20 protein-coding genes are annotated in these 20689 nt (G+C 60.2%); 10 read left to right on the forward strand and 10 right to left on the reverse strand.

Going from position 1 to position 20689, the window contains the following annotated elements; translation table 11 throughout:
• Positions 1-193 precede the first annotated feature (193 nt).
• Entirely contained in the window at positions 194-1093 is a 900-nt protein-coding gene (locus tag DES49_RS02835) for an alpha/beta fold hydrolase (RefSeq protein ID WP_166645969.1), read from the forward strand.
• 56 nt (positions 1094-1149) lie between these two features.
• On the opposite strand, the gene DES49_RS02840 is transcribed toward DES49_RS02835, so the two are convergent.
• From DES49_RS02840 to bamE, 5 genes are all read right to left on the reverse strand, one after another.
• Positions 1150-1353, reverse strand: coding sequence for a cold-shock protein (locus tag DES49_RS02840; protein WP_133734849.1), 204 nt, complete (start codon positions 1351-1353; stop codon positions 1150-1152).
• Between the two features lie 202 nt (positions 1354-1555).
• Entirely contained in the window at positions 1556-3307 is a 1752-nt protein-coding gene (locus DES49_RS02845; RefSeq protein WP_133734850.1) for a sensor domain-containing diguanylate cyclase, read from the reverse strand.
• Between the two features lie 112 nt (positions 3308-3419).
• A complete protein-coding gene (locus DES49_RS02850; protein ID WP_133734851.1) occupies positions 3420-4490 on the reverse strand; it encodes a lipase secretion chaperone in 1071 nt (356 codons plus the stop codon).
• Between the two features lie 78 nt (positions 4491-4568).
• Complete coding sequence (locus DES49_RS02855) at positions 4569-5933, reverse strand: alpha/beta fold hydrolase (protein WP_133734852.1); 1365 nt, start codon at positions 5931-5933, stop codon at positions 4569-4571.
• 356 nt (positions 5934-6289) lie between these two features.
• Positions 6290-6598: an outer membrane protein assembly factor BamE domain-containing protein gene (gene bamE / locus DES49_RS02860; protein WP_133734853.1), complete on the reverse strand. Its 309-nt coding sequence runs from the start codon at positions 6596-6598 to the stop codon at positions 6290-6292.
• A 170-nt stretch (positions 6599-6768) separates the two neighbouring features.
• On the opposite strand from bamE, the gene DES49_RS02865 reads away from it, so the two are divergent.
• The 3 genes from DES49_RS02865 (at position 6769) to DES49_RS02875 (ending at position 8864) form a co-directional block, all read left to right on the forward strand.
• Positions 6769-7278 carry a Mut7-C RNAse domain-containing protein gene (locus tag DES49_RS02865; protein WP_133734854.1) on the forward strand — a complete coding sequence of 170 codons (510 nt, stop codon included), beginning with the start codon at positions 6769-6771 and terminating at the stop codon, positions 7276-7278.
• Between the two features lie 78 nt (positions 7279-7356).
• The gene (gene djlA, locus DES49_RS02870) at positions 7357-8136 is read left to right on the forward strand and encodes a co-chaperone DjlA (protein ID WP_133734855.1); all 780 of its coding nucleotides are present in this window, start codon (positions 7357-7359) and stop codon (positions 8134-8136) included.
• Positions 8133-8864 (forward strand): glutathione S-transferase family protein, encoded by a 732-nt coding sequence (locus DES49_RS02875; RefSeq protein WP_133734856.1) that lies wholly within the window; start codon positions 8133-8135, stop codon positions 8862-8864. The genes djlA and DES49_RS02875 overlap by 4 nt, the downstream gene beginning before the upstream one ends.
• Here the strand turns inward: DES49_RS02875 and DES49_RS02880 are convergent.
• Both DES49_RS02880 and polA read right to left on the reverse strand, forming a co-directional pair.
• Complete coding sequence (locus DES49_RS02880; RefSeq protein ID WP_133734857.1) at positions 8859-9623, reverse strand: adenosylcobinamide-GDP ribazoletransferase; 765 nt, start codon at positions 9621-9623, stop codon at positions 8859-8861. The two genes, DES49_RS02875 and DES49_RS02880, sit on opposite strands and share 6 nt — an antisense overlap.
• A gap of 230 nt (positions 9624-9853) precedes the next feature.
• Complete coding sequence (gene polA, locus DES49_RS02885) at positions 9854-12580, reverse strand: DNA polymerase I (protein ID WP_133734858.1); 2727 nt, start codon at positions 12578-12580, stop codon at positions 9854-9856.
• 196 nt (positions 12581-12776) lie between these two features.
• Between polA and DES49_RS02890 the strand changes: the two genes are divergently transcribed.
• Complete coding sequence (locus DES49_RS02890; protein ID WP_133734859.1) at positions 12777-13175, forward strand: hypothetical protein; 399 nt, start codon at positions 12777-12779, stop codon at positions 13173-13175.
• 73 nt (positions 13176-13248) lie between these two features.
• Here DES49_RS02890 and DES49_RS02895 read toward each other — a convergent pair whose 3' ends face one another.
• Complete coding sequence (locus tag DES49_RS02895) at positions 13249-13941, reverse strand: DUF4124 domain-containing protein (protein ID WP_133734860.1); 693 nt, start codon at positions 13939-13941, stop codon at positions 13249-13251.
• 29 nt (positions 13942-13970) lie between these two features.
• A complete protein-coding gene (gene pyrE / locus DES49_RS02900) occupies positions 13971-14615 on the reverse strand; it encodes an orotate phosphoribosyltransferase (RefSeq protein WP_133735038.1) in 645 nt (214 codons plus the stop codon).
• An 81-nt stretch (positions 14616-14696) separates the two neighbouring features.
• On the opposite strand from pyrE, the gene DES49_RS02905 reads away from it, so the two are divergent.
• Positions 14697-15473: an exodeoxyribonuclease III gene (locus tag DES49_RS02905; RefSeq protein ID WP_133734861.1), complete on the forward strand. Its 777-nt coding sequence runs from the start codon at positions 14697-14699 to the stop codon at positions 15471-15473.
• A gap of 175 nt (positions 15474-15648) precedes the next feature.
• Here the strand turns inward: DES49_RS02905 and rph are convergent, their stop codons facing one another.
• Positions 15649-16365 carry a ribonuclease PH gene (rph, locus tag DES49_RS02910; RefSeq protein ID WP_133734862.1) on the reverse strand — a complete coding sequence of 239 codons (717 nt, stop codon included), beginning with the start codon at positions 16363-16365 and terminating at the stop codon, positions 15649-15651.
• A 137-nt stretch (positions 16366-16502) separates the two neighbouring features.
• Between rph and DES49_RS02915 the strand changes: the two genes are divergently transcribed.
• From DES49_RS02915 to spoT, 4 genes are all read left to right on the forward strand, one after another.
• Positions 16503-17381, forward strand: coding sequence for a YicC/YloC family endoribonuclease (locus DES49_RS02915; protein ID WP_243864840.1), 879 nt, complete (start codon positions 16503-16505; stop codon positions 17379-17381).
• Between the two features lie 7 nt (positions 17382-17388).
• Complete coding sequence (gmk, locus tag DES49_RS02920; protein ID WP_133734863.1) at positions 17389-18024, forward strand: guanylate kinase; 636 nt, start codon at positions 17389-17391, stop codon at positions 18022-18024.
• Between the two features lie 93 nt (positions 18025-18117).
• Positions 18118-18372, forward strand: coding sequence for a DNA-directed RNA polymerase subunit omega (gene rpoZ / locus DES49_RS02925; protein ID WP_133734864.1), 255 nt, complete (start codon positions 18118-18120; stop codon positions 18370-18372).
• A 111-nt stretch (positions 18373-18483) separates the two neighbouring features.
• Positions 18484-20610, forward strand: a complete 2127-nt coding sequence (gene spoT, locus DES49_RS02930) for a bifunctional GTP diphosphokinase/guanosine-3',5'-bis pyrophosphate 3'-pyrophosphohydrolase (RefSeq protein ID WP_133734865.1) — start codon at positions 18484-18486, stop codon at positions 20608-20610.
• Positions 20611-20689 lie beyond the last annotated feature (79 nt).

A 20689-nucleotide genomic window follows, 5' to 3' on the forward strand; every position in this document is an offset into this window, starting at 1 on the left:
GGATGGTTTTGCCGGTCAGTTCCGGAATGTCGTCGGGTGTCCAGGGAAAGGGTGTTTTCGTCATGGCGTGATCCTTGAGGCGGCCCTCCCTGAATGGATTCTGGTAATCTACGGGACCAGAAATGTGGCATCAAATGCAATGGCCGGTGAATGCTGCATCATGGACGGAAGGGACACCTGACGGGGAATGGGTATGGAAGGCGACGAGCAGTACTTTGTGGATCCGGTAACCGGTGATCGGTACTACACCATCAGCTATGCCTCGGATGAGGCGCCGGAATCCGACATTGTGCTGGTGCACGGATTACTGACCAACCCACGGTTCTGGTGGTGGGACCAGATTACCGACCTGCTTCCCTTTGGCAATGTTCACTGCATCAGTCTTACAGGGCATTATCCGTCGGAGTTGAATCAGCCGCTTCGGCGCACGATTGATGAAGCCTTTATCGTGAATATGGTGGATCGCCAGCTGCACTTCCTGGGGCTGACGGGGAAGCCGGTCATTCTTATCGGCCACTCGACGGGCGCCCTGGTCTCGCTGGTCTATGGCCTGCATATGCCCGAGCGGGTAAGGGCGCTGGGTGTGCTTTCAACCCTGTCTCACGGCATTGAAGAGGCAGGAATCTATGGATTCTTTCAGTTCCTTACCCGGCATTGCCTGCGTCCCGGTCGCTGGCTGTATGGCGTTACCCTGCGGCTGAACGGTGCGAGTCAGCGTTTTCATCGGTTACTGGTGGGGGATGTGGCTTACGACCGCAAGACGCTGTTTGCCTACCCCGGATTTGATCAGTGGGTGGGCCGATACTTTCCCCACATCAGGGAGCTGGATGCGCGCCAGACGCTTCCATGGCTGCGGGATCTCCATGAGGTTGATGTGACCCGACGACTCAGCGCCATCCGGGTTCCGGTACTGCTGCTTTACGGGGAAAAGGATCCGTACGTGGACTGTCGTGGTGCGGAGACGATGAAGGCGCGGCTATCCGGTGCGGCGGTAACCTGTCATGTGATTGAGCGCAGCGGGCATCTCTATATGTTTGAGACCCCGGATGTCTTCCGTTCGATTGTCCGTAGCTGGCTGGAATCGGTTTGCTGACATAAAAAAAACCCCGCTCGAAGGCGGGGTTTTTTCAATCCGGAAGAAAACCGGATTCAGATCGGTGTGATCTCGGAAGCCTGCGGGCCCTTCTCGCTTTGAGTCGCGGTGAAGGAAACGCGCTGGCCTTCATTGAGGGTGCGGAAACCGTCACCAACAATGCCGGAGAAATGAGCAAAGAGGTCCTTGCCGCCGTCTTCCGGAGTAATGAAACCAAAACCTTTGCTTTCGTTAAACCACTTAACTGTACCTGTAGCCATAATAGCCGTTCCTTAATAATTTTGATGAGCAATGCTCGGATACGCAATGAAGATCAAATCGGCGAAGCTATATGGCTAGAAGTACCGCGGAAGGATGCTCGTTAAACCAGTGCTGCTCAAACTTGACGATCTTGCTGAAAAGAAAGGTATGCTTAATCAGCGCTGACGTCAAACTCTTTTTTTGATTTTTCTGAACGCGGAATCAGGAGGTGCCCGCTACCCAGGCTTCAAAAGCCCCGGGTGACAGGGGCTTGGAAAGGTTAAAGCTCTGGGCCTCATCACAGCCGAAGTGCCTCAGGGTCTGAAGCATTTCCTCGGTGGTGCAGCCTTCGGCAACGGTTCTGTAGCCCAGGTCACGGGCAAGATTGATAATCCCCTTGAGCAGCGTCTTCCGGTGCTCCTTGTCTTTGCGCCAGTTCATGAAGGCGCGGTCAATCTTGACTGCGCCAGCGGGAATGGTCATTAGATAGGAGAGACTGCTGTAGCCGGTTCCGAAATCATCGATTGCGATCCCGATACCCGACGCCTCCAGTTGTTTCAGCTGCTTGTGAACCCGCTGGCGACTGCTGAGCAGAGCGCTTTCGGTCAGCTCCAGCTCGAGGGCGCTGGGTGGCAGGTTCCAGCTGTCCAGGTGTTGCAGCAGCTCGTCCGTAAACCCCACCTCTTCAAGATTGGAGGCCATGACATTAATGGAGATTGGAAGCGTGATTCCCCGGTGATGCCACTGCGCAGCTTGCCGGATCGCGGTCCGCATGACCCAGTTGGTGAGACCCCGGGCCTGGGGCGTGTTCTCGACGAGGGGGATAAGCTCACCCGGCGATACATTGCCGAGTTCCGGGTGCTGCCAGCGCAGTAATGCTTCCGCGCCAACGCATTCACCGGAAGCCAGCGCCACGCGCGGCTGGAAGACCAACTCAAGCTGGTCCGACACCTCCAGCGCCCGTTGCATATCGTTCAGGAGCGCAAATCGTCGCTGGCAACCAACGTCCAGGGAGCGGGAGTAGGTGGCCGCTGGTTTTTCCCAATGGCGCGCATCCTGGCAGGAGCTATGGGCGAGACGCAGGACGTCTTCGGCCGCGGTCTGCCCGAGTACGAAAGGCACGATCCCAATCGCGGGTTGCACTGCCGCGGGCATGGTTTCCAGCTGGTTCAGGCTCTGGAGGCTGTCATGCAGCTGGAGGGCTTTCTGTTGGATGGTGTCGCTGTCTTCTGTCTGTCGCAGGAAGAGGAACTGGCAGGGGCCTGCAGAGTACAGCTTATCCCGCTCCGTCATCTGCGACTGAAGGTGCTGGCTCCCCATCCGCGCGAGCTCATCCACCTCGCCGGGTCCCATGACGCGCGTCAGTGTATTGAGCTGGACAACGTCGAGCAGCTCAATGAGCAGGGCGAAGCATTCCCCGTCCGGAAAGTCCCGCGAGAGGTCGGCAAGATCGTCACTGACCTGGGCGCTGTTGGGAAGCGCGGTTGCGGGATCAACCCGGCCCAATGCCTGCTGGAGCTCGACCTGTGCCATAACCATGGCGCTGAGGTCCTGCAGGGTCCGGATTTCATTATCGGTGATGGAGCGTGGCTCATAGCCCAGCACACACATGGTCCCCAGGGTGTAGCCGTCACGGGTCACCAACGGAGCGCCGGCGTAAAAGCGCAACCCGAGCTGGGCCTGGGGGCTGTCGCGGTAACAATCGGATTCAAGGAAGTCCTCGATAACCAGGACTTCGGAGGTGGCGGAAACGCCGCTGCAGGGCGACTTGTGGCGGGGCAGTTCGCGCATGTCCGTCCCGACCCGGGACTTGAACCACTGGCGGTCCTCGTCCGTCAGGGAGACGGCGGCAACAGGCAGGTCAAAAAGCTGGGTGGCCATGCGGGTGATGCGGTCAAAGCACTCGCTTGGCGGTGTATCCAGCAGGTTGAGTTGCCGCAATGCACGCAGGCATTCTTCTTCGTAAAGGGACATGGGGATCGTCCTTTCCGCCAATGAACCTGACTATGGGGGTTGCCCACAATTCTAACACTAAAGGATACATTCCCAGCCTACATGGGGATAACGTTAAAAGTCAGTAGTGTTATCAGCCGTCCGGATCCTGCCGGCGGGCACGATCACGTACCTCGGCGCGGGCCAGCCCCGGCCCCTCGAAATATCGTTGGCGCAAGCGCTGGATCGATGCTTCCCGGTCTTCCTGGCTCAGACCCTCCGCGTTCCCTATGGTCGCCCGTTCTTTGGCATATTCCTGGTATTGCTGCTGCCATCGCTCGTTGGCGGCATCAATCTTGGCCATTCGCTGCGCTTCTTCTTCGCCTACATGCTGTGCCCGGAATGCCTTGATCTCCGCGTCGGTAGCACCTTCCTCGCGCATTGCCTCAACCCGCTGTTCCCGTGCCACATGGCCGGTGGTGCGTTTCCGGACTTCGGTGATTTCCGGCGGCGCCTCAGCTTCAATCCTCGCCAGCCGCTCCCGGCGCTCGCTTTCGGTCAGGTCCGGATTTCGTGTCACCTCCATTCGGTTCAGGGCGTAACGTCCGTAGTCTTCCTCGGTACCAAACAACGCCTTGGCATTCTTCTGGCCCAGATAGCGGCGGCGCATGTCCACCAGGGTTTCAAAGGTTTGTTCCAGTGTGTCCACGTGGTTTTTCTGCTGTTGGGCGGTCAGGCCCTGCTGCATGTGATCCTGCTCGGCCTTGCGGTAATCCACGTAATCATGAAGCAGGTCCACCGCCTGGCCCGCCGCCTTGTCCGGCAGGTTCTTCCGGGCCTGTTGCTCTATGTGGGCCACGACTTCCTCCAGGGACCGTTGGCCAACGGTCGCCAGGAAATAGTCGAAGTAGTCGCGTACCTCGCGGCTGACTTCCAGGTTGCCGTCAGCGTCCACATTCAGCCGGCCGTCGACTTCCGTCCCCTGCAGGGAAGGGGCGAATGCCTCGTCGGCCTGTGTTGCATCGTTGGCTCGTGGCCCAGGGTCAGTTGTCTCTACTATAACGGCGGGTGTTTCGCCGGAAGCCGATGCCGGCTCTGTTTCCGCAACCGAGGGCGTCCTGGCACTTGGCTCTTCCGGTTGCTGTTGGTCCACGCCCATGATCAGCCAGCCCGCAATACCCACGGTCACGGCAGTGGCGACACCAAGGAATCGTTTCGTAGTCATAAGTCTTTGCCCAATTCCGGTTCCACAACAACAAAAGCCCGACACGCCGGAAGGGGTGCCGGGCTCCGGGTCGCTGGTTTACAGCCCCAGGTTCTTGAGTCGATTCGCGTGCTGGCGATACAGACTGACCGGGTTGGTCCAGCCCCGGATGCCAAAGAGCTGGTTGACCGCATCCGCGTGCTGCATGTCGTAATCCTCGGCAATGACCTTGCCCAGACGGGCGCTGCAGACATCAACCAGACCGTCGTTGGGCAGGTCGAACACAGTGCCCAGGAAGGAGATGGGCGCGTTGAGCGGGTCCGCCCAGTTGGTGGAGGCGGTATTGCCGGTCCAGGAGAAGTACTTGACCTCGTGCCAGCCTCCCCAGGGGTCCTGGACCCAGTTGTCCCGCGCGCCACCCGGGGCGCAATAGGACGAGGTGTCCATGCCCTGCGGATAACGGTCATTGAAATCCTGCATGCCGGCCTTCGACAGCGACGTCAGTGCCGCCAGCGAATCCTGATCATGCCACTCGCCGGTCAGGATGTTGATGAGATTCCCCATCTTGTCGACCACATCCGAGACCGTCCCTTCGAAATTGGAACCGGGTGAAAGAGTGCCCCGCAACACATCGGCAACGCGCGAGCCCTTGTTCACGCCGTCCACCGAGGTGACGGATCTTACCCGGTTCGGGCGCTGGGCCGCGGCATAACGGGAGGTGGGTGAGCCATGGCTGTGCCCGATGAGATTCACTTTCTGGAAGCCCCAGTTGGAGATCTGGTTCAGAAGCTGCTCACCGCGTTCCTCGGAACTGGCAAAGGCGGAGACACTGGCGACCCGCACCTCGGCATGGCTGCGTTCGAGGTTGTAGGGAATGGTGAAGAAGTAATTGAACAGCCCACCCAGTTTGTCAAAACCGGACACGCCGTGAACCAGGACAATCGGGAACTTGGTCTCGGTGTAATTGCCGGAGTTCCGGACCCTGAATCGCTGGTTGTCACCGTTGACGCAATCCCACTGGTGGATGTTGGCGCCATCATCATGGGAGACGCCGGACACGTCCAGGCACTTGCCGCTGTGCCGGGCCTTGAGCATGTAGTAGTTGTTGCCGGCGTAGGCGAGATGCCATTGCTGGTTTTCCCCGTCGCCGCAGTCCCATTGCTGGATGTTGGCGCCGTTGTCGTGGGACGCGCTGGAAACGTCGAGGCATTTGTCGCTGTATTTGCTGCGGATGCGATGGTAGCCGTCCTCGTAATTCTCCAGATACCAGCGCTGGTTATCATTACCGTGACAACTCCACTGGTGGATATTGGTGCCGTTGTCATGGGATGGACCGGAAACGTCCACGCACTTGTTGCTGTGCAGCGAGATCAGGCGGTTTTCCGCATGGGCGGGATTGGCGGCCGCGATCAGACCACAAGCCATCGCGAGAACGCCAAGCGTACGCATGAGTCGAGCTATCATATAGCCCCCTTTTTGTCATCTTGTTGTTGTTGGTTGTGAGGCAATGTCACCTGCCTTCAACTCAAGCCTCTCAGAGGCGATTAACGATTGGAAATAACGTATGGGCCTAACACCCAATGGGGTTATCGCACCAAGCAGTGGTGGTGTCCGTTTTTGCAAATGGATTCCCGGCCCAATTAGTTGAAAGGGAAACTATTTTCCGGAAAGGAAGTGGTATTGCGATCCGCGCGGAGGCAGGGGGCCGGGGCCGGAAACGGGATCACGAATCTTCTGGAATGTGACATGAGTCACTCTTTCTTTGGTGCGCCATCGCCAGTGATGCGAAGCGCACCGTGGCGCCGCCTCTACAGCGCGGGTTATTCCGTCGTGTTGTAAACGTAGGACGACACGGTTCCGTCCTTGTTGAAGCGCACTACCAGGTCGGTGGTTTGCGCATCATCGAACAGCGAGTAGCGGTACTTGCCATAGGACCAGGTGCGCTTGCCGTCTTCCACCCCGGTGCGCCACGGATCCCCGAACATCTCCTGGATGTCGTCGCGGGTGGTCTCGCCAATCGTGATCTGCTCCACATTATGTGTGGCGAAATCCTCGCCCACAGTGGCGCAGCCGGCCAGCAGGCCACCGCTGACAAGCAGGGCCATGAGGGAGGTGGTGATTCGGTTCATGGGGAACTCCTCGGGCTTGCGGATGTCCGGCCATCATACTGGTGGTGGCCGTGATTGCCCAATGACTGGTCTTTCCATGAATCCTTGTTAAGGGCCCGGACAGGCGTCATGGACGAGCAGGCAGGCCCTGTAATATTGTCGGGTTTATTCCCTTGGTGATCAGATGAGCTATGGCTGGATCGGAGGCGGAATGGGTAGAAGGAGCGCTCTGCCCCCTTGCAACGCCGCGTTTCATTGCCGATGAGATGCTTCAGGGCGCGGGGCAGTGGCTCAGGGTGGCCGGTTACGACACGGCCCTGCCCGCCAATGGCACCCGGGATCGCCATATTCTGGAAAAGGCGGTCAACGAGGACCGCTGGTTGGTGACCCGTGACCGCGAGCTGGCCCGGCACCGGTTGGCGCCACAGTACGTGATCCTGGTCAGCGGCAACAGCCTGGAATCCAACCTGCGGGACCTCACCCGACTGATTGACCTGGACTGGTTCCTGGCGCCGTTCTCGCGCTGCAAGCGCTGCAATTCCCCATTGGGCAACGGTAATCCGCCTGATGCCGCTGCCGAGGCTCCCTCTGATGCGAGTGAGGTTTCCCATTGCCCCTACTGCAATCAGGTCTATTGGCTGGGCAGTCATGTCCGGCGGATGCGGGGCCAGCTGGCACGGTTTAACCACTGGCGTTGGTAACTGGGCTCCAGCCCGTTTACCATTCCGGATTTCGGGCGTGCCTTTGCGCGCTGACATGGGGTATTACGGAGCCTTGCTATGTTGTTTGTCATTCTCATCGGTGGCGGTATTGGTTATGCCTTCGGTGGCTTTCCCGGGTTCCTGATCGGCGCCATTGCGGGTGTTGGGCTGGTCCGGTGGGCAAAGTGGAAGATCCAGAAGCGGCTGCGTGCCGTCCAGTCTGGCTTCATGGAGTCCGTCTTTGCTGTCATGGGGGCCGTATGCAAGGCGGATGGCGTCGTGACGGACGATGAGATCAGGGTTGCCGAAGGGCTTTTCGAAAAGTTCCGCCTTAATGCCGAACAGCGGCAGACGGCAAAGGCCGCATTCAACCGCGGCAAGTCGGACGACTTTGACCTGGACGCGGCGCTGGCCGAGTTCATGCGTGTCAGCGGTGGTCAGTCCGGCCTGTTGCAGATGTTCCTCCAGGTCCAGGTGGCGGCCGTGGCCGCCGATGGCGAGGTGCACCCGGCCGAGCACGAGATGCTGGTCCGTGTGGCGCGCGGGCTTGGCCTCTCCGAACAGCAGGTGGAGCAGCTCGAGGCCCTGTTGCGTGGCGGCGCGGCCAGTGGCGGCGGCCCCTCCCGGGAAAAGCAGTTGGAGGACGCCTATAAGGTGCTGGGCGTGTCGTCCGACGTCAGTGATGACGAACTGAAGCGCGCGTATCGCAAGCTGATGAGCGAGAACCATCCGGACAAGCTGGCCGGGCGCGGCATGCCGGAGAGTATGCGGGAGATGGCGGAGGAGAAGACCCAGGAAATCTCCCATGCCTACGACCTGATCAAGTCCGCCCGCGAGCAGGGAGCAACCAACGCATGAGCCTCGTACTGCACCAGTTTCCGATTTCCCATTTCTGTGAAAAGGCCCGATGGGCCCTCGACTACAAGGGCCTGGATTACCGTCTCCAGAACCATCTTCCGGGGCTTCATGTGAAGAAGATCCAAAAGGTGGCCGACAAGACCACGGTGCCTGTGCTTGAGCATGACGGAAAATACATCCAGGGCTCGGCGGCCATCATTTCCCATCTCGATGACCAGTTCCCGGACAAACCCCTTACCCCCACTGAGGTGACACTGCGCAGCCAGGCCCTGGAGTGGGAGCGCTTCTGCGACGCGGACATTGGCCCGCATGTGCGCCGCTTCTGCTACGACACCCTGCTCCGCCATCCAAAGCGGGTGGTGCCCCTGCTGGCGCACGGTGGTCCCATCTGGGGCAAACCCTTCCTGCGCCTGATGTACCCCAAGCTGCAGAAGACCATGCGCCGCATCATGAAAATCCGCGAGCCTGAAGTCACCCAGTCCCGCGAGGCCCTGGAATCTGCTCTGGAGCGGCTGAATCAGGCACTTGAGGGAAAGCAGTACCTGGTCGGCAACCGCTTCACCCGCGCGGACCTGGCCGCCGCCAGCCTGCTGGCCCCGCTGTTCATGCCCGAGGGTTACGGCCTGGACTGGCCGAGCGAGGTGCCATCACCGCTGAAGGAATGGATCGATAACCACGAGGCCCAACTGGACTGGCCCAAAAGGATGTACCAGCTGCACCGCTCATAAAGCGACCAGTGCGGTAAGCAGGGCCAGTTCCGTGAGCACCACACTGGCCCCGAGCGCATCCCCGGTATAACCACCGAGCGCCCGGTGAAGCTGCCTACCCCACAGAACACCCACAACCGCCGTCGCCAGCACAAAGGCCGTCATCAACTCCGGCAGCCAACAGCTCCCAGCGCCCGCCAGAAGCACCGAAAACAACGTCGCGGCCCCCAGCCGCTCCCCCGAAAACGTATCCGCCACCGGCTTGGTCTTACTCGCATCCGTATCCGTCACATACGGCACCAACGCCATCAGAAACAAAGGCGCCAACCGCGACAACGCCGGCGCCAGCAACAACACCGCCCAAACCGGCTCAACCTCCACCAGCAACGCCAGCTTCAAAGCCAGGGCCCCAAACAACGCCACCGTCCCATAGGTCCCGATCCGGCTATCCTTCATAATCGCCAGCCGCTTCTCAACGGTAAACCCACCCCCAAGCGCATCCATCGCATCCGCCAACCCATCCTCATGAAAGGCCCCGGTAATCCACAGATGCAGAATCAACACAGCCACCAGACTCACAAACTGCGGAAGAAACCCCACCAACACCGTGTAAGCCAACGCATAGAACGCCCCCAGAACCAACCCGGCAACCGGAAAATACACACTGCTCTGGTTCATCAATCGCTGCGAATAATCAATCCGAACCGGAATCGGTATGCGACTGATAAAGCCCAAGCAGAGCCAGAAAGCCTGCCACTCACGCTCCAGGGTGGTTTTCATCACTGATCCTTATTTAACGGGGAAGGTTGTTCTATCCAAGTAGCTCGGCACTTTCGTCTCCGGGGTGCCATTCAGCGTCCAGCAATCAAGCCCGAGTGCCGGGGTGAGGTGGTTCTTTCAGGGAGGCTCGATGACAGGAAGTCATCGCGCCAGCGCCCATGGATGGGTTCACAGCGGTCCCTGAAAGAACCACCTCACCCCGGCACCAGCACGATACCTCAATCCAGAAGTCAGTGAGCCTCATCCCAGTTCAGCCCAACGCCAGCCTCAACCAACAAAGGCACCTCCAAAGAAGCCGCCCCACTCATCAACTCCTCAAGCAGAGAACTCAACTCCGAAACCTGCCCCTCATGCACCTCCACAATCAACTCATCGTGAACCTGCATCGTCATCCGCGCATCAAACCCGGAGTTGGCAATCCGATCCTCCACCATCACCATCGCCTTCTTGATGATATCCGCCGCCGTCCCCTGCATGGGCGCATTGATCGCCGTACGCTCCGCGCCCTGGCGAAGCTGCCCATTGCGGCTGTTGATCTCCGGCAGGTACAGCCGGCGCCCGAACAGCGTCTCCACATATCCCTGGTCATGGGCCGTCTTGCGGATCCGGTCCATGTACTCAAGCACACCCGGGTAGCGCTCGAAGTAACGATCGATATAGCGCTGGGCCTCATCCCGCGGAATGCCCAGCTGCCGACCCAGCCCCCAGGCCGACATCCCGTAGATCAGCCCGAAGTTGATGGCCTTGGCATCCCGGCGCTGGGTGTCGCTCACCTTATCCCGCGCCACGCCGAAGACTTCCGAGGCCGTGGCCCTGTGGATGTCCTCGCCATGGGCAAAGGCGTTCAGCAGCCCCTTGTCCCCGGACAGGTGCGCCATGATGCGCAGCTCAATCTGTGAATAGTCCGCCGCGATCAGCCGATAGCCCTCGGGCGCGATAAAGGCCTGGCGGATGCGCCGGCCCTCTTCGGTACGGATCGGGATGTTCTGCAGGTTCGGGTCCGAGGACGACAGACGCCCCGTGGCCGTCACCGCCTGGTGGTAGGAGGTGTGGATGCGCCCGGTGCTCGGGTTGATCACCTCAGGCAACCGGTCTGTATAGGTGGACTTGAGCTTGCTCAGGCTGCGGTGCTCCAGGATGACGCGGGGCAGCTCGTAGTCCACGGCCAGTTCCTGCAGTACTGGCTCCGCCGTGGAGGGGGCTCCCTTGGGGGTTTTCTTGAGCACCGGCATGCCCAGCTTCTCGTAGAAGATCTTCTGGAGCTGCTGCGGTGAGCCCAGGTTGAATTCCTCGCCGGCACTGCTCCAGGCCTGCTCCTCCAGGGCCTTCATCCGCTCGGCCAGTTCGCCACTCTGGGTGGCCAGGAGGTTGGCGTCCACCAGCGTACCCCGGTACTCCATGTGGGCAAGCACTGGTACCAGTGGCAGCTCGATGTCGCTGTAGACGCTGTTCAGCGCCTCGTCCTCAGTCAGCCTGGGACGTAGTGTCTCGTGCAACTGGAGGGTGATGTCGGCATCCTCGGCGGCGTAGTGGCCCGCGGTTTCCACCTCGATGTCGTCAAAGCGTTTCTGCTTGGCCCCCTTGCCGGCAATACTCTCGAAGCTGGTGACCTCCCGGTCCAGATGGCGCTTTGCCAGGCTGCCCATGTCGTGACGGGAAGCCACGGCGTTCAGTACATAGGACTGGAGCATGGTGTCCTCGATGGCGCCACGCAGCTCAATGCCATGGTTGGCCAGTACGTTGATGTCGTACTTCAGGTTCTGGCCGATCTTGGTTTTTTCGTGATCCTCAAGCAGTGGACGGAGCTGTTCCAGCACCCAGTCCCGGTCCAGCTGTTCCGGTGCGCCCAGATAACTGTGGGTGAGCGGCACATAGGCTGCTGTTCCGGCTTCAACGGCGAAGGAGACGCCAACGATGCGCGCCTCCATATAGTTGAGGCTGGTGGTCTCGGTGTCGAAGGCAAAGCTGGCGGCCTGTTTCAGTTGATCGAGCCAGGCGCTGAAATCTGCTTCCGTCAGGACAATCCGGTAGTCCGTGTCTGCCGGGGCGGAAGGTGCGGTGCTGTTCCCTGGCGCGCTTTCGTCGTTCCCGTTGCCCTGTTCAAGTTCGCGGATCCAACCCCGGAACTCCATCTCCCTGAAAAGTTCCAGCAGCCGGTCCTCGTCCACGGGCTCGGGGTCCAGGGCTTCCACGCTGTAACCCAGCTCGAGTTCGGTACGGATGCGGGTCAGGTCACGGCTCAGGGGGAGCTGCTCCAATGCGTTGCGCAGGTTCTCGCCGATCTTGCCGCCGATTTCGTCTGCGTGGGCCATCAGGTTGTCCAGATCGCCGTACTGCTGGAGCCATTTGACGGCGGTCTTGGGGCCGCACTTGGGGACGCCGGGGATGTTGTCCACGCTGTCGCCGACCAGTGCCAGGTAATCCACGATCTGCTCGGGGCTGACACCGAATTTTTCGCGCACGCCGTCGCGGTCCATGTGGGTATCGTTCATGGTGTTGATCAGCGAGACATGGTCGCTGACCAGCTGGGCCATGTCCTTGTCGCCGGTGGAGATGATGACATCCACGCCCTTGTCGGTAGCTTCGTAGGCAAGGGTGCCGATGACGTCATCGGCTTCCATTCCTTCCTCGATCAGCAGCGGCAGGCCCATGGCCCGAATGATCTCGTGAATCGGCCGGATCTGGCAGGCGAGATCCTCGGGCATTTCCGGCCGGTTGGCCTTGTAGTCCTCATACAGCTCATGGCGGAAGGTTTTGCCCCTGGGGTCGAATACCACCGCAATCGGCGAGCCGGGATAGTCCTGCTGCAGGCGGCGGATCATGCTGATAACACCCTTGACCGCGCCGGTTGGCTGGTTTTTGGAGGTCTCCAGGGGAGGGAGAGCGTGAAAGGCGCGGAATAGATAGGAGGAGCCATCCACAAGGACAACGGGCTTGTCTTTGGAAAGTTCAATCATGGGTCTGTCGCTTCAGGATATGGTGATGCGCAGTGTTTCAGAACGGGGGCTTTCCAGTCCAGTCGTATCGACGGTAAAAAAAATGCGGTCTGTTTACACCGTTAGTATGATTATTCTAATTAAACCCTCTAGTGTGCATGGTGAAGTCGGATCAGACGCTCAGGCGTCGGACGGACACATCAAACGGAGGATTACCATGAGTAAGATCAGAGATTATCAACAGCAGGTTCAGGACGTGATCGAGAAAGGCATCAACACTGTCGAGAAGCAGCACAAGTCTCTCGCAGAGCGCCCTTTCGAACTGGCGGAAAAGGCTGAGAAGCAGGCCAAGAGCTACAGCATCAAGTCTGTCCGCTCCAAGCACGACGACTACGCCAACACCGCGTACGAAACACTGCGGGTATGGAACAAGCGTCTTGGCGACTACGCGACCAACCTCATCAGCCGTTTCGACAAGGAAGCGACTGACGCGCAGAGCAAGAAGTCCAGCAGTGCTTCCAAGCAGAGCGCCAGCAAGCAGGGCAGCACTGCGAAGAAGAGCACCGGTGGTGCCAAGAAGCAGGCAAGCAGTTCCCAGCAGGAAGCGTCCGCGTAATCACGCAGGCGTCATCGGCTGAAACAGAAACGGGCAGCGGCGCCAGCGTCGCTGCCCGTTTCTGTTTGCGGGCTCAGTCCTTGAGTTCTGAAAGCTCTTTGCGGGCTTCCTCTTCTTCGGGCACCGTCAGCGGCAGGGATCTCTCCTTGTCCGTGAGTTCCTCCAGGCGCTTGATCTGACCCCGGAACTCCTTGCGGGTCGCTTCGACCTCTTCCAGCTCCTTCTGAATCTCGGCCATGATGTCGGTCTTTTCCGCACGCAGGCGCTTCATCTTCTTCCGCAATGAGTCGGGAACCTCTTTTCCCGAGCGCTCCATGTTCGCAGCGCGGTTCCGTTCATCGGCAACCTGGCTGTCGAGGTTGTTGATGTTGCCAAGTTTGAGCTTGATGGCGCTGAAGCGTTGACGCAGCTTTCGGTGCAGCGCCCTGACGGCATCGTCTGGCGAGCTGTATTGGCGCATCAGTCGCTTGTCGCGCTTTTCCTGCTGCTCTTTCTGCTCCTTGCGCTTGCGCTCGAGCTCTTTCTGGCGTTTGCGCTCGGCGATTTCCTCGTCGGTCGGCGGGGGCGGCACTTTCTCGATAACACGACCGCTGTTGTCCAGGATCTCGTACCCCTTGGATCGCGCTTCGCGGGGTAGGGTGTTGCTGAGTACCGTTTTTCCGTTGTCGTCCTTGAAACGGTACATCTCCGCCATCACGGCAGGGGCAAGCGCCAGACCCGCCGTTAGCAGCAGAACCGGGCCAAGAGGCTTTTTCAGTAAGCGCATCAATACAACTCCCAAGAGATGAATGCCAGTCAGCTGACGCCGTACTCCTCACGGTACTGGGCGACCCGTTCAGCATAGTCGCGCATGTCCGGAATTTCCCGCAGGTATTCCAGAATCTGGCCAAGGGTGATGATTTTCAGCACCGGGATCCCGAAGTCCGCTTCCACCTCCTGGATGGCGGAGCGTTCGTTCTGGCCCTTTTCTTCGCGGTCCAGTGCCACAAGCACGCCAGCCGGGGTGGCGCCGGCCGCCTGGATGCGTTCAATGGATTCGCGGATGGCAGTGCCGGCGGTGATGACGTCATCGACAATCAGCACACGACCCTCCAGGGGCGCTCCTACAATGTCACCGCCCTCACCATGGTCCTTGTCTTCCTTGCGGTTAAAGGCCCAGGGCAGGTCGAGGCGGTGGTGGGAGGCGAGTGCCGTGGCTGTGGCCGTAGCCAGGGGGATGCCTTTGTAGGCGGGCCCGAAAACCATGTCGCACTCCAGGTCGCTGCGGGTCAGCGCCTGGGCATAGGCCTGGCCAAGACGGGCAAGATCGCTGCCCCGCTGGAACAGGCCTGTGTTGAAGAAGTAGGGGCTTTTGCGTCCGGACTTGAGCTCGAAGTCCCCGAAACGCAACACCTTTCTGGCAATCGCGAATTCGATGAATTCACGCTGATAGGTTTCGATCATAATGCCTTTCGCAACCGGCTTATTTTGTCTTTGAGCTACCATGGGTATGATACATGGAAACGTTTTTCAGGGACATCTATGCGCGTCGTTACAGTGAGTGTCAATGGGTTGCGTCAGGCGATCAGCAACGGCTTCTTTGAGTGGCTCGAGGGTCGGGATGCTGATGTTGTAGCCGTGCAGGACCATCGCGTCAGTGTCCGGGAAATTGAGGATGATCCATCCCTGACGCCGGAGGGCTACCAGGCGTGGTTCATTGATGGGGAAAATCCTGAAACCGGGGGCGTGGGCCTCTACACGCGCTATTTCCCCAAGGCGGTAATTTACGGGTTCAACTATGGCCCGGCGGACCAGGAGGGGCGTTTCCTGCAGGCGGATTTCCAGAAGATCAGTGTGGCATCCGTCCAGGCGCCCTTTGCCGGTGATGAGGCGGCCCAGACGCACAAGGATGCCTTTATGGAGGCGTTTCTGGTGCACTGTGACAAGACGGTCCGCAAGCGGCGTCAGTTTATTTTCTGCGCCAGTCTGCAGACGGCCCATCAGGATTCGGATGCGTCGAATCATTTCCATCGTCAGCCGGTCTCGGGGTTTCTGCCCCATGAGCGGGCCTGGCTGGATGAGTTGTTCAATGTTCAGGGGTTTTTGGATGGCTATCGGGAGGCCAATGGGGATGGCAGGGCCTATACGTGGTGGCCGGAGTGGGCTCGTAACTGGCGGAAGTCGCCGGGGTGGCGGACGGATTATCAGATGGTGACGCCGGGGATTTCGGGGGCGATTCTGGATGGGTACATTGATTCGGATGCGGGGTTTTCGGACCATGCGCCGGTGGTGATGGATTATGACATCTCCCCCGAATAAAGAATCCTGAAGGAAGAATGCCTGGTATGGGGTGGCGCGAAGGCAGGGTCCCTCTTCGGGAATCGCTGTGAATACGTCCCTGTAAGCTGACGCACGGCCATCCATGGCCGTGAGTCTTCCCGAAGAGGGCCCCTGCCTCCGCTTTGCTGATTACCGGGTATCGCGTCCGGTGGGTTCAGTCTTTCAGTGCGCTTTTCTGAGCCTCGAAGAGTTCCTCGATGCCCTTGCGCGCCAGTCCCAGCATGGCATCCAGTTCAGACTGCTCGAAGGGTTCGCCTTCGGCGGTGCCCTGGAGTTCGATGAAGCCGCCCTTGTCGGTCATGATGACGTTCATGTCGGTTTCGGCGGTGGAGTCTTCGGCGTAGTCGAGGTCGAGGACGGGGGTGCCGTTGTGGACGCCGACGGAGATGGCGCCGATCATCTGTTTGAGCGGGCTCTGTTTGAGGCGGCCCTGGGCGACGAGGCTGTTGAGGGCGTCGACCAGGGCGACGCAGCCGCCGGTGATGGCGGCGGTGCGGGTGCCGCCGTCGGCCTGGATGACGTCGCAGTCGATGACGACGCTGTGTTCGCCCAGGGCGGTGAGGTCGACGGCGGCGCGCAGGGAGCGGCCGATGAGGCGCTGGATTTCGATGGTGCGGCCGCCCTGTTTGCCGCGGCTGGCTTCGCGGCCCATGCGGTCGCCGGTGGAGCGGGGGAGCATGCCGTATTCGGCGGTGATCCAGCCCTGGCCCTGGCCTTTGAGGAAGGGCGGGACCTTGTTTTCCACGCTGGCGGTGCAGATGACCTTGGTGTCGCCGAATTCAACGAGCACGGCGCCTTCGGCGTGCTTGGTGTAGTGCCGTGTCATCCGGATATCGCGAAGCTGGTCGGGGTTTCTGCCGCTTGGACGCATGGGAGCTCCTCTGGAACTGGGTGATTGTCTTTGGGGCGCAGAGTCTATCATGGTGTTGTCGCCCTTTGAGGGGGGCGGGCGTGAAAACCCCGGGAATGCTATGATTTGCCTGCACGCGCCAGCAACGGGAAATCTGAATGAGCACGGCACCGATCCACAGCATGACGGCTTTTGCGCGGCAGGAGCGTCGCGACCACTGGGGAGTCCTGACCTGCGAGTGCCGGAGTGTCAATCATCGCTATCTTGAGCCGGGTTTTCGTCTTCCGGAGGCGCTGCGGGAGCTGGAGATGGATTTCCGGGAGCAGGTGCGCGAGCGGCTGGGTCGGGGCAAGATGGATGTGCAGATGCGGCTGGAGTTGGCGGAAGCCTCGCTGCAGTCCATGGAGCCGGATGCCGCGGTGCTGCGCCGCCTGCGCAACGCGGTGCGGGCAGTGAATGAGGAGGTGGACAACCCTGCGCCGGTCAATCCCCTGGATGTGCTTCGCTGGCCCGGGGTTCTGGCCAGCGCTGAGCCCCCGGTGGAAGAGGCCCGGGAGGCGGCCCGGGCGTTGTTCACGGCAACGCTGGATGATCTGGTTGCGGCCCGCGAGCGGGAAGGGCAGCGGCTGGTGCCGCTTTTCGAGGATCGGCTCGACACCATCGAGCAGCACGTCAGGGAGCTCAAACAGCGGGCCCCTGAATGGTTGTCGCGCCAGCAGGCGTTGTTGCGGGAGCGGTTGAAGGAGGCCGCCGGCAGCCTGGATGAGGAGCGTCTGGCCCAGGAGATTGCCATTCTGGCGCAGAAGGCGGATGTCTCGGAGGAGCTGGATCGGCTGGGCGCTCACGCGGGTGAAGTACGCTCGACTCTCGGCCGTACCGGTCCGGTCGGACGCCGGCTGGATTTCCTGATGCAGGAACTCAATCGCGAAGCCAACACGTTGAGCAGCAAATCCAACGCGGCTGAACTGACCCGGGTGGCGGTGGAGCTCAAGGTCCTCATCGAACAGATGCGGGAACAGATACAGAATGTGGAGTAGTCCAATCATGAGCCAGGAACCCTTTCTGGGCACGCTTTTTGTTGTATCCGCGCCTTCGGGGGCGGGAAAAACCAGCCTGGTGGGCGCGGCCCTGGAGGCGGACCGGGAGCTGACGGTATCCGTTTCCCATACCACCCGGCCCATGAGACCCGGGGAAGAGGACGGGGTGAACTATCACTTCGTCACCGAACAGGCCTTCCTTGAACTTATGGGGGAGGGCGTCTTCCTGGAGCATGCCCAGGTTTTTGATAACTACTACGGTACCTCCGGTCGCTGGGTGGATGAACAGCTCACGGCCGGCCGCGATGTGATCCTGGAAATCGACTGGCAGGGCGCGCAGCAGATCCGGCGGCTGCGTACGGACGCGGTTTCGGTTTTCATCGTTCCGCCCTCCCGTGCGGCGCTGCGTGAACGCCTGGTCGGCCGGGGTCAGGACAGCAGCGAGGTCATAGAGCGCCGGCTGCGCGAAGCCGCCGAGGAATGCGGTCATGTGGCGGAATACGACTATCTGGTCGTAAATGAGGATTTCGAGCGCGCCCTGCAGGAGCTGCTGTCGGTATTCCGGGCCCAGCGCCAGCGCATCGCCCGCCAGAGCAAGCGTCATGGCGAACTGCTTGCCGAGCTGTCCCGCGCGGATGAGTAATGGCCATAGGCGCCAGAAAGAATTACAATACGCTGTTACTGACGACTATTCTGAAACCAGTGGCGAACACTGACGACAAGCAGGGGTTAATTCATGGCACGAGTTACCGTCGAAGACTGTCTTGAGCATGTGGACAATCGTTTCCAGCTCGTGATGCTTTCCACCAAGCGGGCCCGCCAACTGGCCACCCTGGGCAAGGAGCCGCTGGTGCCGCGGGAGAACGATAAGCCGACGGTCCTGGCGCTGCGCGAGATTGCCTCGGGTCAGGTTTCCTTTGAATCCGTCGAGGCGGATGAGAGGGAAGGGGCTGGCTCGGAGCCCGCCAGTGAGCAGCAGGAAAACGGCTGATTCCTGGGTGACGGCTGATTGCAAAAAACCGGGCTTGACCCGGTTTTTTTGTGTCAGTATCGCTATACTTGTACAGGAATCAGGCAACAGGAGCATGCGGGTGCAGGCTTAATGTCCACTATCGAAGCGCTGGCAGAACGACTGGACGACTATCTCGACGACCAGAAGATCAATCAGGTTCGCCGGGCCTATTTCTATGCGGAACAGGCCCATGAGGGCCAGTATCGTCGTAGTGGCGAGAGCTATATCCATCATCCCCTGGCGGTTGCCAATATCCTGGCCCAGATGCGGCTCGACCATCAGAGCCTGATGGCCGCCATGCTCCACGACGTGATTGAGGACACCGGCATCCCCAAGGATGCGCTTTCCGACCAGTTCGGCGCCTCTGTAGCGGAGCTGGTGGATGGGGTCAGCAAGCTGACCCAGATCGAGTTCCGCTCCCGGGCCGAGGCCCAGGCAGAGAATTTTCAGAAGATGACTCTGGCAATGGCCCGGGATATCCGGGTCATACTGGTGAAGCTCGCGGATCGCCTGCACAATATGCGCACCCTGGGGCCGCTGAATCCCGAAAAGCGCCGCCGCATCGCCAACGAAACCCTGGATATATACGCCCCCATCGCCCATCGCCTGGGTATGCACAGCCTCTGTGTGGAGCTGGAGGACCTGGGCTTTGCGGCCATGCACCCCATGCGTTCGAGCTACATCGCCAAAGCGGTCAAGAAGCTGCGGGGCAACCACCACGAGATCATCAATGAGATCCGGGCCAGTCTGGAGGACAAGCTTGCCGAGAGGGAGCTTCCCGGGCGCATTATCGGTCGCGAGAAACATCTGTACTCCATCTATAACAAGATGAAGTTCAAGCATAAGTCCTTTGACGAAATCATGGACGTCTATGCCTTCCGCGTCGTCACGGATTCAATGGACAACTGCTATCGCATTCTGGGTGCCGTTCACAGCCTCTATAAGCCCCTGCCGGGGCGCTTCAAGGATTACATCGCCATGCCCAAGGCGAATGGCTACCAGTCCCTGCACACCACGCTCTTCGGCAAGCATGTGAATATCGAGATCCAGATCCGTACTGAGGAGATGGAGCAGATCGCCAACAACGGCATCGCGGCCCACTGGATGTACAAGGACGATTCGGACGTGGGCGAGGTGAACCAGAAGCGTGTCGACCAGTGGCTCCAGGGCCTGATGGAGATGCGCGAGCGGGCGGACGACTCGCTGGAGTTCATCGAACACGTCAAGGTGGACCTCTTCCCGGACGAGATCTATGTGTTCACGCCCAAGGGCCGCATCATGGAACTGCCGCGCGGCGCCACGCCGGTGGATTTCGCCTACACCATCCATACGGATATCGGCAACGCCTGTGTCGCGTGCCGTGTGGACAAGCAGCTCGCGTCCCTGAGCCAGCCGCTGTACAGCGGCCAGACCGTTGAGATCATTACCGCCCCCGGGGCGCGGCCGAGTCCGGTCTGGCTCAACTACGTGGTGACCGGCAAGGCGCGCAGCAGCATCCGCCACTTCCTCAAGACCCAGCAGCAGCGTGAGTCGGTGGAGCTGGGGCGCCAGCTTCTGAGCAAGTCGCTGACAGGGCTGGGCTATCGCCTCGCGGACATCAGTGACGAACGGGTTCAGCGGGTTCTGGAACATAATCAGGCGGAAGGTTTTGAGCGGCTCCTGGCGGATATCGGCATCGGCAACCGCATGGCTTACATTGTTGCCCGTCAGCTGGTGCCGGCGGATGATCAGGATGAAGAGAACGCCCTGGCCCTTGAGGAAACCCACGCCGGACAGACCATGACCATTGCCGGCAGTGAGGGCTCCATCATCCATTTTGCCGACTGCTGCAAGCCCATTCCGGGGGATCCCATTGTGGGGCGCATGAGTTCCGGCAATGGCATGGTGATCCATTCAGAGCGCTGTGAGAGTGTGCGTCACCTGGGGGCGGATTCACCGCACCTGGTTTACCTGAGCTGGGCCAAGGACATAACGGACGAATTCTCGGTGGAGCTGCGCATTGAGATGGCCCGCAAGCGCGGCCTGATTGCCGAGCTGGCCAATACCGTGACCCTGGCGGAGGCCAATATTGAGCGCATCAACGTGGATGAGCACGATGCCCATCACAGCGTGATCACCATGATGCTTCACGTTAAGGGCCGCAAGCAGCTCGCGCGTATCATGCGCCGTATCCGTAACCTGCGCGCGGTCGAGTCCGTGACCCGGGTGCGGCGATGAGACAGCGTTGACAGCAGGCTTGCGGCAGGCGAGCATCGGGGATATCAACAAGGCCGTACGCGGCCTTTCTTTTTTTCAG

The sequence above is a fragment of the Halospina denitrificans genome, from assembly GCF_004364635.1.
Lineage (GTDB): Bacteria > Pseudomonadota > Gammaproteobacteria > Pseudomonadales > Oleiphilaceae > Halospina > Halospina denitrificans.

What these genes read in the sequence shown, in the direction of transcription:
- DES49_RS02895 (WP_133734860.1), bottom strand. Translation starts at nt 13,941, where the DNA reads ATGCGCTTACTGAAAAAGCCTCTTGGCCCGGTTCTGCTGCTAACGGCG.
- DES49_RS02855 (WP_133734852.1), bottom strand. Translation starts at nt 5,933, where the DNA reads ATGATAGCTCGACTCATGCGTACGCTTGGCGTTCTCGCGATGGCTTGT.
- gmk (WP_133734863.1), top strand. Translation starts at nt 17,389, where the DNA reads ATGAGCCAGGAACCCTTTCTGGGCACGCTTTTTGTTGTATCCGCGCCT.
- DES49_RS02915 (WP_243864840.1), top strand. Translation starts at nt 16,503, where the DNA reads ATGAGCACGGCACCGATCCACAGCATGACGGCTTTTGCGCGGCAGGAG.
- rpoZ (WP_133734864.1), top strand. Translation starts at nt 18,118, where the DNA reads ATGGCACGAGTTACCGTCGAAGACTGTCTTGAGCATGTGGACAATCGT.
- DES49_RS02850 (WP_133734851.1), bottom strand. Translation starts at nt 4,490, where the DNA reads ATGACTACGAAACGATTCCTTGGTGTCGCCACTGCCGTGACCGTGGGT.
- DES49_RS02880 (WP_133734857.1), bottom strand. Translation starts at nt 9,623, where the DNA reads ATGAAAACCACCCTGGAGCGTGAGTGGCAGGCTTTCTGGCTCTGCTTG.
- DES49_RS02840 (WP_133734849.1), bottom strand. Translation starts at nt 1,353, where the DNA reads ATGGCTACAGGTACAGTTAAGTGGTTTAACGAAAGCAAAGGTTTTGGT.
- spoT (WP_133734865.1), top strand. Translation starts at nt 18,484, where the DNA reads ATGTCCACTATCGAAGCGCTGGCAGAACGACTGGACGACTATCTCGAC.
- DES49_RS02845 (WP_133734850.1), bottom strand. Translation starts at nt 3,307, where the DNA reads ATGTCCCTTTACGAAGAAGAATGCCTGCGTGCATTGCGGCAACTCAAC.
- polA (WP_133734858.1), bottom strand. Translation starts at nt 12,580, where the DNA reads ATGATTGAACTTTCCAAAGACAAGCCCGTTGTCCTTGTGGATGGCTCC.
- DES49_RS02890 (WP_133734859.1), top strand. Translation starts at nt 12,777, where the DNA reads ATGAGTAAGATCAGAGATTATCAACAGCAGGTTCAGGACGTGATCGAG.
- rph (WP_133734862.1), bottom strand. Translation starts at nt 16,365, where the DNA reads ATGCGTCCAAGCGGCAGAAACCCCGACCAGCTTCGCGATATCCGGATG.
- DES49_RS02905 (WP_133734861.1), top strand. Translation starts at nt 14,697, where the DNA reads ATGCGCGTCGTTACAGTGAGTGTCAATGGGTTGCGTCAGGCGATCAGC.
- djlA (WP_133734855.1), top strand. Translation starts at nt 7,357, where the DNA reads ATGTTGTTTGTCATTCTCATCGGTGGCGGTATTGGTTATGCCTTCGGT.
- DES49_RS02875 (WP_133734856.1), top strand. Translation starts at nt 8,133, where the DNA reads ATGAGCCTCGTACTGCACCAGTTTCCGATTTCCCATTTCTGTGAAAAG.
- bamE (WP_133734853.1), bottom strand. Translation starts at nt 6,598, where the DNA reads ATGAACCGAATCACCACCTCCCTCATGGCCCTGCTTGTCAGCGGTGGC.
- DES49_RS02865 (WP_133734854.1), top strand. Translation starts at nt 6,769, where the DNA reads ATGGCTGGATCGGAGGCGGAATGGGTAGAAGGAGCGCTCTGCCCCCTT.
- DES49_RS02835 (WP_166645969.1), top strand. Translation starts at nt 194, where the DNA reads ATGGAAGGCGACGAGCAGTACTTTGTGGATCCGGTAACCGGTGATCGG.